Annotated in this window: 11 protein-coding genes and 1 pseudogene; 2 read left to right on the top strand and 10 right to left on the bottom strand. The window is 36.2% G+C overall.

Features of this window, described 5'->3' with window-relative positions; translation table 11 throughout:
- Nucleotides 1-45: 45 nt before the first annotated feature.
- The 9 genes and pseudogenes from BW732_RS01485 to truB all read right to left on the bottom strand — a co-directional run bounded on the left by BW732_RS01485 (nt 46) and on the right by truB (nt 10,498).
- Nucleotides 46-986: pseudogene (locus tag BW732_RS01485) on the bottom strand (metal ABC transporter substrate-binding protein).
- A gap of 133 nt (nt 987-1,119) precedes the next feature.
- A complete protein-coding gene (dnaJ, locus tag BW732_RS01490) occupies nt 1,120-2,280 on the bottom strand; it encodes a molecular chaperone DnaJ (protein ID WP_077275127.1) in 1,161 nt (386 codons plus the stop codon).
- A 149-nt stretch (nt 2,281-2,429) separates the two neighbouring features.
- On the bottom strand, nt 2,430-4,262 hold the full coding sequence (dnaK, locus tag BW732_RS01495; protein ID WP_077275128.1) for a molecular chaperone DnaK: 1,833 nt from the start codon (nt 4,260-4,262) through the stop codon (nt 2,430-2,432).
- Nucleotides 4,263-4,319: 57 nt separating this feature from the next.
- Nucleotides 4,320-4,874 carry a nucleotide exchange factor GrpE gene (gene grpE / locus BW732_RS01500; RefSeq protein ID WP_077276840.1) on the bottom strand — a complete coding sequence of 185 codons (555 nt, stop codon included), beginning with the start codon at nt 4,872-4,874 and terminating at the stop codon, nt 4,320-4,322.
- 72 nt (nt 4,875-4,946) lie between these two features.
- Entirely contained in the window at nt 4,947-5,984 is a 1,038-nt protein-coding gene (hrcA, locus tag BW732_RS01505) for a heat-inducible transcriptional repressor HrcA (protein ID WP_077275129.1), read from the bottom strand.
- A 265-nt stretch (nt 5,985-6,249) separates the two neighbouring features.
- Nucleotides 6,250-7,416, bottom strand: coding sequence for a radical SAM family heme chaperone HemW (hemW, locus tag BW732_RS01510; protein ID WP_077275130.1), 1,167 nt, complete (start codon nt 7,414-7,416; stop codon nt 6,250-6,252).
- Between the two features lie 172 nt (nt 7,417-7,588).
- Entirely contained in the window at nt 7,589-8,374 is a 786-nt protein-coding gene (locus tag BW732_RS01515; RefSeq protein WP_077275131.1) for a glucose-1-dehydrogenase, read from the bottom strand.
- A gap of 256 nt (nt 8,375-8,630) precedes the next feature.
- Nucleotides 8,631-9,566: a riboflavin biosynthesis protein RibF gene (ribF, locus tag BW732_RS01520; protein ID WP_077275132.1), complete on the bottom strand. Its 936-nt coding sequence runs from the start codon at nt 9,564-9,566 to the stop codon at nt 8,631-8,633.
- A gap of 14 nt (nt 9,567-9,580) precedes the next feature.
- Nucleotides 9,581-10,498: a tRNA pseudouridine(55) synthase TruB gene (gene truB, locus BW732_RS01525; RefSeq protein WP_077275133.1), complete on the bottom strand. Its 918-nt coding sequence runs from the start codon at nt 10,496-10,498 to the stop codon at nt 9,581-9,583.
- 256 nt (nt 10,499-10,754) lie between these two features.
- Between truB and BW732_RS01530 the strand changes: the two genes are divergently transcribed.
- A complete protein-coding gene (locus BW732_RS01530) occupies nt 10,755-11,582 on the top strand; it encodes a transporter substrate-binding domain-containing protein (RefSeq protein WP_077275134.1) in 828 nt (275 codons plus the stop codon).
- Between the two features lie 2 nt (nt 11,583-11,584).
- Nucleotides 11,585-12,259, top strand: coding sequence for an amino acid ABC transporter permease (locus tag BW732_RS01535; RefSeq protein WP_228414954.1), 675 nt, complete (start codon nt 11,585-11,587; stop codon nt 12,257-12,259).
- 46 nt (nt 12,260-12,305) lie between these two features.
- Here the strand turns inward: BW732_RS01535 and BW732_RS01540 are convergent, their stop codons facing one another.
- Nucleotides 12,306-13,397 carry a M42 family metallopeptidase gene (locus tag BW732_RS01540; RefSeq protein ID WP_077275135.1) on the bottom strand — a complete coding sequence of 364 codons (1,092 nt, stop codon included), beginning with the start codon at nt 13,395-13,397 and terminating at the stop codon, nt 12,306-12,308.
- Nucleotides 13,398-13,402: the final 5 nt, after the last annotated feature.

The raw sequence follows: 13,402 nt of genomic DNA on the forward strand, positions 1-13,402 counted from the left end.
AGATTAACCAAAAAACAATCGATTTATTTTAGTTTGACTAGTCAATTATTTAATTGTTAATTTTAACATATTAAGATTTTCTTTCATCACTGACAAATAATCTTGCCCAGCTTCTTGATCTTTTTTTGATAAACTTTCTAAAGGATTTAGCACTTTGAGTTCTGCTCCAGTTGCTGAGGATATTGTTTTAGCAATTTTAGCAGAGCCAATGTTTTCAACATAAATAATTGAGACTTGTTCTTTTTTAACTAAATCTTCAATTTGCTTTAATTCTTTTGGTGTTGGTTCTTGATCGGGATTCAACCCAGAGATTGGTATTTGTGTCAAATCATACTGATGTGCCAAATAAGAAAATGCTTGATGCTGTGTCACAAATTTACGCGTGGTTGCCCCTTTAAAAGCTGAAACATAATCATCATTTAATCCTTCCAGTTTTTTTGATAGTCTTGACTATTTTTTTCAAAATTCGCTTTTTTATCAGGAAATTTATCTGTTAAATTAGCTGTAATAGTCGCTACTTCTTGTTTAGCTAAAACTGGGTCTAGCCAGACATGTGGATCATAAGCATGGTCATGCCCTTCATGCTCATCTCCTTCTTCTTCATGTTGACCATCAAGCAACTTAATACCTTTAGATGCTTCGATGATTTGCACTTTATCAGTATCGATATTTTTTAAAACCGCTCCTACCCAAGTCTCCATCTCATTTGAATTATAAACAAAGACATCAGCTTCTTGAATCTTCGCCATATCTTTTGCACTTGGTTCATAATCATGCGGTTCAACACCGGCTTCAATTAACATTGATACATCTGCATCATCTCCAACAACCTGCTTAGTAAAATCATACATTGGATAAAATGTTGTGATGATTTTTAACTTCTTATCTGAGCTTGTTTTTGTGTCTTGCTGTGCGTTTTTACTCCCGCAAGCAGTAACTAGAAATAGCACTGACAATAAACCGATAAATGATAGTATTTTTTTCATGGTAATCTCCTCTAATACGTAATTATTACAATCTGTAATCCAGTGTAACTAGTTTTCAATTGTTTTTCAAGTAAAAATAAGCTTGTAGCAATAGATTAATTGACAATCCCTTGCTACAAACTTATTCACTTAGTTATTTACGTTTTTTTCCACCGAAAGCATCTTTCATTTTATCGAAAAAACCTTCTTCTTGCTCAACCACCGCTTTACCGCCACTTGCAATAACAAAATCACGTAGCGCTTGTTTTTGAGCATCATTTAAATCAGTTGGTGTTTCAATCGTCACAGTGACATGTTGATCACCGTTACTATTACCACGCAAACGTGGTGCACCTTTACCTTTCAAACGGAAAGTCGTTCCGGTTTGTGTTCCAGCAGGTATTTTCAGTTTTACTCGTCCATGAACTGTCGGTACTTCAACTTCATCACCTAGAGTTGCTTGAGCAAATGAAATCTTTTGATTGTAGTAAATTTCAGAACCATCACGTTCAAAAATCGGACTTTCTTCTACTCTGAAAATAACAAATAAATCACCATAAGGTCCACCATTGTATCCTGCTTCACCTTGGCCTGCTAAACGCATTTGTTGTCCACTTTCAACACCCGCAGGAACGGTTACTTTTACAGAATGTGACTTCATCATTCGACCAGAGCCATGACATGTTTCACATTTTTCTTTGATAATTTTACCAGTTCCATGACACTCATCACAAGTTTGACGGCTCATCATCCGACCTAGTGGTGTTTGACGTTCAACATTAATTGAACCCGCACCTTGACATTTTGGACAAGTTTCAGGATGAGTTCCTGGTTTAGCACCAGATCCACCACATGTCACACATTCATCTTCACGATTGTAACGAATATTTTTTTCTAAACCAAAAATAGCTTCATTAAAAGTCAAATCAAGTGTGTACTGTAAATCAGATCCTTGTCTCGCAGCTGTGGCTGAATTAGAACGACCGCCTCCGCCACCAAAGAAAGATTCGAAAATATCTTCAAAACCACCAAAACCGCCGCCACCAAAATCACTAAATCCGCCACCGAATCCACCACCAGCACCAAAATTAGGATCCGTACTTGAATGACCATACTGATCATAGGCTGCACGTTTTTGGGGATCACTTAAGACTTCAAAAGCTTCAGATATTTCTTTAAACTTATTTTCTGCGTCGGCCTCTTTGTTAATGTCTGGATGGTATTTTTTGGATAATTTACGATACGCTTTTTTTATTTCATCTTCACTTGCTGTTTTAGATACGCCTAAAACATCATAAAAATCCCTTTTTGCCATAGTATCTTACCCTCCATTTAAAGATGTATCTTAGTCCAATAAATCATATCATAAAATTGATTTATTCGATAGCATTTCATGCAAAAATCAAGAAAAGAAAAGCCAAAAGCTCAATGCTTTGGCTTTCTCTTATACTATGCACTTATGCCTTATTTTTTGTCATCATCATTGATTTCTTCAAAATCAGCATCGACAACATCATCTGCACCAGTTTCAGCTTGTTCTGGATTAGCTTCTGCTTGTTGTTGCGCAGCTTGTTCATATAATTTAACAGTCAATGCTTGAACGATTTCGTTTAATGCATCACGTTTTGTTTTCATTTCTTCGATGTTATTTGCTTCAACAGCAGCTTTTAACTCGTCTCTTGCAGCTTCAGCTTTTTTCACTTCTTCTGCGTCAACTTTACCTTCTAATTCGCCTAAAGTTTTATCAACTGAGAATAACAAAGCATCAACATCGTTACGTAAATCAACTTCTTCTTTACGTGCTTTATCTGCTTCAGCATTGGCTTCAGCATCTTTAACCATTTTTTCAATTTCTTCATCTGATAAACCTGAAGAAGATTTAATTGTAATAGTTTGTTCTTTTTGTGTACCTAAATCTTTTGCACGAACATTTACGATACCATTTTTATCAATATCAAATGATACTTCAATTTGTGGTACACCACGAGGAGCAGCAGGAATATCAGTTAATTGGAAACGTCCTAATGTTTTGTTATCCGCAGCCATTGGTCGTTCACCTTGTAAAACATGAATATCTACAGCAGGTTGATTATCAGCAGCTGTTGAGAATACTTGTGATTTACTTGTTGGGATCGTTGTATTACGATCAATTAACTTAGTAAATACGCCGCCCATTGTTTCAATACCTAATGATAATGGAGTTACATCTAATAAAACAACATCCTTCACATCACCAGAAATAACGCCACCTTGGATTGCAGCTCCCATTGCTACTACTTCATCCGGGTTAACTGATTTGTTTGGTTCTTTGTTAGTTTCTTTACGTACTGCCTCAACAACTGCAGGAATACGTGTTGATCCACCAACTAAGATAACTTCATCAATTTCAGAAACAGTGATACCAGCGTCTTTAATTGCTTGACGTACAGGAATTTTAGTACGTTCAACTAAGTCAGATGTTAATTCATCAAATTTAGCACGAGTTAGAGTTACTTCTAAGTGAAGTGGTCCAGCTTCTCCAGCTGTAATAAATGGTAAGCTAATTTGTGTACTTGTTACACCTGATAAATCTTTTTTAGCTTTTTCAGCTGCATCTTTCAAACGTTGTACAGCCATTTTATCTTTAGATAAGTCAATACCGTTATCTTTCTTGAATTCATCAACTAAGAAGCTAATGATTTTTTCATCAAAATCATCTCCACCTAAGTTGTTGTCACCAGCTGTAGACATAACATCAAATACGCCATCACCTAGTTCAAGAATTGATACGTCAAATGTACCCCCACCTAAGTCAAATACTAAAACTTTTTCTTCACGGTCAGTTTTATCTAAACCATAAGCCAACGCTGCAGCTGTTGGTTCATTCACGATACGTTCAACTTCTAAACCAGCAATTTTACCAGCATCTTTAGTTGCTTGACGTTGTGCATCATTGAAATAAGCTGGTACAGTAATAACTGCTTTATCAACTTTTTCTCCTAAATAATCTTCAGCAAATCCTTTTAAATATTGTAAAATCATCGCTGAAATTTCTTGAGGTGTATAGCTTTTGCCGTCAGCTTCAACTTTATAGCCAGCTTCTCCCATATAACGTTTAATAGAAGAAATTGTATTTGGGTTAGTTACTGCTTGACGCTTAGCAACCTCACCAACTTGAATTTCACCATTTTTAAAAGCTACAACTGAAGGAGTCGTACGGTTACCTTCAGGATTAGTAATGATTTTTGCTTCTCCACCTTCTAAAACAGATACAGCAGAGTTAGTAGTTCCTAAGTCAATTCCAATAATTTTAGACATATATATTATCCCCTTTACTCTTTAAGTTTATTATTTTATGTAGTTAATCTATTTAATTTATTGCGACACAACAACCATCGTTGGTCGTAAAATACGATCATTTAATTTATATCCTTTTTGCAAGACTTGCACAATTACATCAGAATCTTGGCCATCTTCAGCTGGTACTGTTTGGACAGCTTGATGCAAGTTAGGATCAAATGGATGACCCATAGCCTCAATTTCTTCAACATTGGCTTCTTTTAGGGCGTGTAGGATGCTCTCGCGAACCATCTCAATACCTTTTTTCATGCTTTCACCGTGATCATCAGTTACTTCAATAGCTAATGCACGATCCAAGTTATCTAACGCTGGTAGTAAATCTTTAGCTAAATCTTGTGCACGATATTTTGCTGCTTCTTCGCGCTCCTTACGATTGCGATTACGCATATTAGCCATTTCGGCCTGTGCACGTAAAAACTTATCTTCCATTTCTTGTAGCTGTTCTGTTAATTCTGCTACTTGATTAATTTCAACTGATTCGTCATTGTTGCTTACATGATCATCTTGATTGTGTTGACAACAATTTTCAGATTGGCAACCACACTTTTCTTCAGACACTTCTTCTTTCATTACGTCTTCTTGATGATTTGTTGTTTTTTCTTTACTCAACTTCAGCCATCTCCTTTCTATTAACGGGTTATTTTACGACATATCTAAATTTCGATAATACGTTTCTAATTGGCCCGATACTTCAACGGTTAAAGTATCAATTAATCCTAACAATCGTGAATAGGACATTGTCGTCGGGCCAAGTAATGCGATGACACCACTACCGTGATTAGTGACATGATAGGTCGCCGTGATTAAACTCATATCTTTTAATAGTAGGTTACCTAACTCATCCCCAATCCGAATAGCTTGATTAGACTGACTCGGTAAAATGAGTTCAGTTATTTGCTCACGGTCATTCAAAAAGGAATAGAGTGACTTAAACTGTTCCACATTGGTCATATCAGTTGTGTCAAGCAAATTCATTCCGCCGCTGATGTAGACATCTTCATCAAATAATTGATGAAAAACGTGACCAAATAAAGCAAGCATATCAGATGAATTAGAAAAATAACGCTGTAATACTAATGGTATTTCTGTTCGTAATTGCTGATAAACAGTAACTAAACTCTTACCAACTAAACGCTCAGTAATCACTCGTGTCATTTTTTCTAAATCTTCTACCGTAATCATCGCTGGTACTGCAAATACTTGACTTTCAACTGACCCCTTATCTGTGACTAAAATAGCTATAAGCTGACTTCGATTTAATTGAATTAGTCGAAAATCTGTCAATCGCTTGTCCTTAACATCAGGACCTAATGAAAAAGCAGTGTAGTTAGTCAAATCCGATAATATTTCCGCCGATAAAGCAAGAATCTCATCTGTGGCATTGTACGGTCTATCCAAAAGCTTTTTAATCTCGTATCGCTCGTCAACTGGTGGATTTGTTGGCTTCAATAAGTAGTCAACATAAAAACGATAGCCTTCAATCGATGGCATTCGACCCGATGAGGAGTGTACTTTTTGGATTAACCTCATATCTTCCAATCTAACTAACTCATTTCGAATGGTCGCGGAGCTCGCGTTAATACCATTTTTCATTAATGTGTTAGAGCCAACAGGCATTTCGGTTTCAGTATATAAGTCAACGAGTAGTTTAAAAATTGCAAGTTGTCTGTCACTGAGCACTAATATCACCTTCTTTTTAGCACTCTTTAAATCTAAGTGCTAACTACATTTATTAATATACCAACTATTAAAATAAATGTCAATAGATATTACTCATTTTTTTAGCACTCAATAGCAAAGAGTGCTAAAAGTTCAAATAACCGCATATTTCTGCTCTGTGTAAGGCATTGAGACAACTCTTGAACTAACACTAAACTGTAGAAATAAAGAAAACATATAACTATTAGTAGGTGCCTAATAATTCATATGTTTTCAAATACTTTCATTATTTACTTAATAAAAATTGTTCAAATACATTATTACCTAAAATCAAACCTTGATTGCTTAGTGCTAGCCAATCACCATCTTGATTAAGTAATCCTTCTGCTAATAAACGCTTAACAGTTTCGCCATAAATTTGATTAAAGGATTGTTGGAATTTTTCTTCAAAATGTCTCATTGATACACCTTGACGTTTTCTTAAACCAAGGAACATTTCTTCTTCCATCTTGTTTTGTAAAGTCAAAACTTCCTCAGTAATGACCGGCAAGCTATTTTGCCGTAATGGCTCAAGATAATGTTGAATTGGCCCATGATTTTTATAGCGGATACCATTCAAATAGCCACTTGCACCGGCACCTAAGCCATAATATTCTTCATTATTCCAATACACTAAATTATGTTGGCTTTCATGTCCAGGTTGTGCAAAATTGCTCACTTCATATTGTTCTTTACCAGCTGCCGTCATCCGTTCGATTGCTCGCTCAAACATGTCACCTTCGACATCTATTCCTGGTAAATGCAACCGACCTTGTCGCGCCCAATTGTAAAACATTGTTTTATTTTCTAAAATCAATGAGTACAATGAATAATGTGGTAAGTCTAATGCTAACGCCTTATCTAGTGTATCGTTAAAGCTTTCCATTGTTTGATTGGGTAAAGCATAAATCAAATCAATACTGACGTTTCTAAAATCAGCTTGCTCAAAAATAGCCATGGTATCAAAAACATCCTGTGCGGTGTGCTTGCGCCCAATTTTCTTTAATAAGCGATCATCAAAGGTTTGAACTCCCATTGATAAACGATTCACACCATAATTTTGTAGAACACGTAATTTATCAAGTGTTAAATCTCCAGGATTCGCTTCAACCGTAAATTCATTTTTCTCATCAAATGGTAGCTCAGATCGAATTCCTGCTAATAAGACATCTAGTTGTTTAGCAGATAAAGATGTCGGTGTTCCACCACCAATATAAATCGTTCGAGTATCACTAGCTGGATGAGCTTCCCGCAATAATCTTGTCTCTTTAATCAATGCTTGAATATACTCATCAACTGGTTGCCCTTCAATAAAAACTTTATTAAAATCACAATAAAAACAGATATGCTCGCAAAACGGAATATGGATATAAGCGGACAATTCTTTTGTGGGTAATGTATTGTCTTTTGTCATTCTATAATCTCTCCTAAATTTGTTAATACCAAACGACTATGTCGCTACCCCGATTAATCAATAGGTTAGCCCAATCAAATTATTTACAATCATCTGACACGTCTCCCAATTCTACCACAATTAAAAAGAGGATTATAGTAACGAGCATATCATACTTCTTATCTAGTTTATTTTAACCTTTGCCACCTTGGAATGCAGGATACAACGTCATTCCACCATCAACAAACAACGTAATACCAGTCACGTAACTAGCTTCATCTGATGCTAACCATGCAGCAGCAGCAGCGACTTCTTCTGGATTTCCAATTCGTTGCATTGGAATAGTTTCTTTAGTTGTTTGTAATTGTTCTGGATCAGCAAATTTTTCAGCATTGATTGGTGTTTTAATTGCCCCAGGTCCAATATTATTCACACGAATATTGCGATTAGCATATTCCATTGCGACTGTTTCAGTTAATAACTTAACCCCACCTTTTGAAGCAGAATAGTGTGCAAAAGTTGGCCAAGGAATTTGTTCATGCACTGATGAAATATTGATAATATTACCTTTTTTATTGTTTTCAACAAAGTAACTTAGCGCGGCTTTAGTCCCTAAAAAGACACCAGTTAAGTTAACGTTAATCACACGTTCCCAATCTTCTAATGGTAATTTGTGTGTTTCACATTGATTTTCCATACCAGCATTATTAATCCAAAGATCTAATGTACCATATTCAGATAAGGCAACATCAACAAGCTTTTGAACGCCTTCTTCACTACCGACATTTGCTTGAACAGCAATTCCATCACCACCAGCAGCTTTAACAGCTTCGACAGCTTGATTGGCTCCAGCTTCATCTGAATGGTAATTCACGACAACCTTCATTTTTTCTTTACCTAAACGTTCTGAAATTGCTGTCCCAATACCCTTTGATCCACCAGTAATTACAGCAACTTTGCCATTTAAATCTTGATACATAAACGCATCACTCCTTAGTTTATTTAGGTGGTTTTAGCTAACTCTGTGTATTATTAAGTTTCATCGACTAATAATACAATTATTATTAACTACCTCCTTTTTATTCTTATAGTCATTATAAACCTAAATACCCCGTTTAAATCAAGCAAAAGGGTATAAATTAACTATTTTTTCACATTTGTTCATGAAAAAGGCGTAATTACGATTAAAAAAAGACATTAGATCGTATAAAACAATCTAATGTCCATCAACCTATTTAATTAAAATATGTGCGAGTATGCTCTTCATCCATCTGCAATTGCTTGATTAAACCGTCCATACCTGAAAACTTCATTTCTGGACGTAAAAAATGGTTCCATTGGACAGCAACGTGTTCACCGTAGATATCTTGATTAAAATCAAGGATGTTCACTTCAATAGTCATTGGTCGATCTTTTTCGAATGTAATATTGTGACCAATTTGCGCCATGCCATTGTACCATTGATTAGCAACTTTAATTTTAACCGCATAGACACCAACTTTTGGAATCAAAGACTGAAATGTCGGTTTAATATTAGCAGTAGGATAGCCTAATAAACGCCCTCGCTTATCTCCATGAACGACGATACCATCAATTTCATAAGGATAGCCTAAAAAATGATTCACGTCTTCCATTTGACCATCAGCCATCATTTGCCGTACATTGGTTGAACTAATTTTTAAATCAGCTTCTTTCTTTTCCGAGACAGTCACGACTTCAAATCGACCTTTCGCATAATTTGGCAATGTCTGCATATTGGCTACGTCTGCTTTTCCATAAGTATAATCAAAACCTGCCACTGCAATTTTAGCATTTAAGCCCACAATATATTGATCCACAAAATCTTGCGGTGACAAACTAGCAAATGACGAGGTAAACTCAACAACATATAAATAATCAACGCCCAATTTAGCCATTAATTTAGCCTTCTGCTCAACTGTTGTTAAATATTTTATTTGTGAGACGTCAACTTTTTGAAAGACAACTGACGGATGATGATTGAATGTCATCAATGCCAATTTTAATCCTTTTTTATTTGCTTCTTCACGAGCTATTCGAATCACTTCTTGATGACCTCGATGGACACCATCAAAAAAACCTAAAGCTAACACAACATCATCTGACGGAATTTGATTCTTCCGATACGGATGATGAATATCAATCACTTTCATTATTCACTACTCCTTTAATCATTTCGAAATACTTTTATTGGTTTAATTAATCCAGTTTTAGTTGGATGACTAGCATATATACAACGCGCAGACTCTTGATAGAAAATAGCAACCGGTTCATCAGAAACGACCGTGCCAAAATAATCATTTGGTAAAATAGCGCCATTTTTAACTTTAGCATATTGAGCTTCAGTTATATCGAGTCGTTTAAATTCACTTAGTGCGGTTTCAAGAGCAAAGAACGTTTCTTCAATCTTACCATTACTTACAATTTCTTGAACTTCTTCAAGTGTCAAACTATCAACAGCTGTATAGCCCCCACTACTTAAACGGGTTAAATCCGACATATGCGCAGCAACACCCAATTTTTTCCCAGTATCTACTGCTAATGTCCGGACATATGTTCCTTTGCCACATTCGACTTCAAACGACCATTTTTGCGTTTGAGTATGCGCATCATAAATTATATCACTCGTTCTTTGATAACGATAAATTTGAGCTTGTCGGATTGGTCGCTCCACAGTTTCACCCGCACGAGCATATTCGTATAAGCGTTTACCATTAACTTTAACAGCCGAATACATCGGAGGTTGTTGATTAATTGTCCCCACAAAGCTTGCGATGGCCTCATCTATCACTTTTTCTGCGAAAGGGGTAGTGATTGGCGTTTCCTCAATGACTGCACCACTCTTATCTTCTGTCTCAGTAGAAAAGCCTAATGTAACCTCCCCTTGATAGACCTTACGTGAATCTTGCAAATATTCAACAACTTTTGTTGCGCGTCCGACACAAATTGGTAATACGCCATCGACATCAGGATCAAGCGTGCCACTATGTCCAACTTTTTTAGTTTTTAATATTTTTCGTAGTTTAAACACGCAATCATGACTTGTCATGCCACGTGGTTTCCATAATGGTATAATTCCGTTCATTTAAACGCTCCCTTATAAAAAATTCTCTATCATTATAACACAGTTCAGTCACTAGGTAATGATATAAGCGCTTGCACGTTATTATACAATATTGTTTTTATTTTTAGTTAAAAACCTTTTAATCACACACTTTTAAAACCGTCAATCCATAATTCCTCTAGTAATCACACAAAAAAACTAGTCAATTGACTTTTCTTCGTTATAATCAAAAGCGTATTAATTAAAGAAAGAGGTTTTTCATTGTGAAAAAAAATTAATTGCATTATTATCTATTGTAACACTAACAACTCTAGCTGCGTGTGGTAAACAAACATCTGATACCACCCAATCTAAGAAAGAGTCTGAAAATACGGATAAAAAAGAGTGGGTTGTTGCAACCTCAGGAACACTTTTCCCATCATCTTACTACAATGATGACAATAAATTAACCGGCTACGATGTTGAAATCGTTAATGAGTTGGCAAAACGGTTGGACAAAAAAGTAACCTATAAAGAATATAATGTTGACGGTATGTTAACATCTGTCCAAAAAGGCTCGGCCGACTTTGCAGCTAATGATTTTTCTTTATCTGGTAAACGTAAAGACAAATTTGCTTTGTCAATTCCCATTAAATACTCATTTGGTAGTATGATTGTCCGTGAATCAGATGATTCTGGCATTAAGTCCCTAAATGATTTAAAAGGTAAAAAATCGGCTGGTGAAGCTACGACATCTTATATGAAAATCGCAGAAAAAAAAGGTGCTGAGCTTGTCAGCTACGACAATGCAACAAATGATCAGTATCTAACTGATGTTGCAAATGGACGGACAGATGTTATCTTGAATGATTACTACAAACAAAAAATGGCTATTCAAGCCATGCCTGAGATTCCAGTTAAAATTTTAGAAGACGTTTATTTTAACGAAGAACAAAGCGGATTGCTCTTTAAAAAAGAGAATGTTGCCTTACGTGAAGAAATCGACCGCCAATTGGAAGCCATGAAGAAAGACGGTACATTGAAAAAACTTTCTGAACAGTTTTTCCAAGCCGATGTCCTTGAAAAACCAGACGTAACGATTACAGAAACCATTGCAGTTGACTAACGATGCTTATGACGTACATACCTACACTTGATATGACACTATTTTTCGAATCAATCCCTTTTGTTTTACAAGGGCTTCCTTATACGATACTCATTAGTTTATTATCGTTTCTTTTTGGAAATATAATCGGCCTAATATTAACAACATTATCCATGGTTAAAATAAAACCTTTGACGTTATTAATCCGTTTTTACATCTCCTTTTTACGTGGGACACCTGGAATTGTCTTACTATTTATTTTATACTTTGGCTTACCTATTCAATTACACCCAGTTGTCGCTGCGATTATTTGTTTCAGTTTAAGTAGTAGTGCTTTCTTAGTTGAAATTTACCGTGGTGCCATCTACGGTGTCGATAAAGGACAATGGGAAGCAGCAACGGCACTTGGTTTACCTTTTTTAAAAATTATGCAAAAAATTATTTTGCCGCAAGCCATGCGACTGGCTATTCCATCACTAGGAAATGTTGCTGTCGATATATTAAAAGGCTCATCACTAGCCGCAATGATTACCGTTCCAGATATTTTTCAAAAAGCCAAAATTGTTGGTGGTCGTGAATTTGATTTTCTAACTATGTATCTACTGGTAGCATGTATTTACTGGATACTATGTTTGCTAATCAACTTTATTCAACAGCGTCTCGAAAAGCGCTTCAATCAATTCTATCAACAAGCTTAAAAAAATAGTTGCCCCTAACCTTTAGCAGTGGGGCAACTATTTTTTATTAATCAAGTGGATGTAACAGATGGTTTAGTCGTGATTCAGTTAGTGAACGCAATAGAGCTAGTACTAATTCTTTAGCGGCAAGATAATCGTCTAGCGATACATAACAATGATGTGTATGGGCATAACGTACAGGAATACCCACAACAATAGCTGGCGCCCCATTATACCGCGTAATTGCTGCACCGTTTGTTCCACCACCACTACGCACCGATACTTGGACTGGAATTTGATGTTCTTTTGCAATATCTAATGCGTACTGTTGCCATTCTGGATTGGTAATCATCGAGACATCAAAATAACGTAACATAGGACCTTGATTAAGGGCCGATTGAACCAAGAACTCATCAACTGATGTATCGTCGGCTGGACAACCTTCAAACACAATCGCTAAATCAGGTTTTACCCGCTTTGCCGCTACTTCAGCTCCGCGCAAACCAACTTCTTCCTGTGAAGTTAACGTACCAACAACATCATAAGCAGCATCCCTTAATTCATCAGATGCTAACTCAGCCAATACTTCCATCAAACAAGCAACACCTATCCGACAATCGAAAGCTTTACCAGTAAAAAGTCCATTGCGTTCATTAAATGAACACTCAACATCAGGAACTATCGGTGAACCAATTGTCACACCATAATCAGTTAGTACTTCTTCTTTCGAGGAAGCACCGACATCAATTGCTAGAGATTGCATCGAAACGCCCTGCGCTCTTTCCGTCTCTGTCATAAAATGTGGTGGTTTACTGGTAATAATACCCGAGATGTATTCTCCACTACTATTACGAATTTTAACTTTTTGAGCAGCTAAATTGCTAGGAATCCAACCACCAACTGGTAAAAATTGAATTAATCCATTTGGCTTAATCGCTTGAACAATTAACCCCACTTCATCGCTGTGCGCATCTAATTGAATCAGCGGCCGATTCCAACTATTTTTAGGTAATTCAACATATAAATTTTTCAAACTATCGGTATGTGTATCACCAATTTTCTGCCAATCTTCTCGCACAAAACGGACAACGTCATCTTCAAAACCTGACACACCAGGTAAATCAGATAACTGCTTAATTCGCTCAATTTGCTTTTTCATCAAAC

The organism is Vagococcus penaei (assembly GCF_001998885.1).
Taxonomy (GTDB): Bacteria; Bacillota; Bacilli; order Lactobacillales; family Vagococcaceae; genus Vagococcus; species Vagococcus penaei.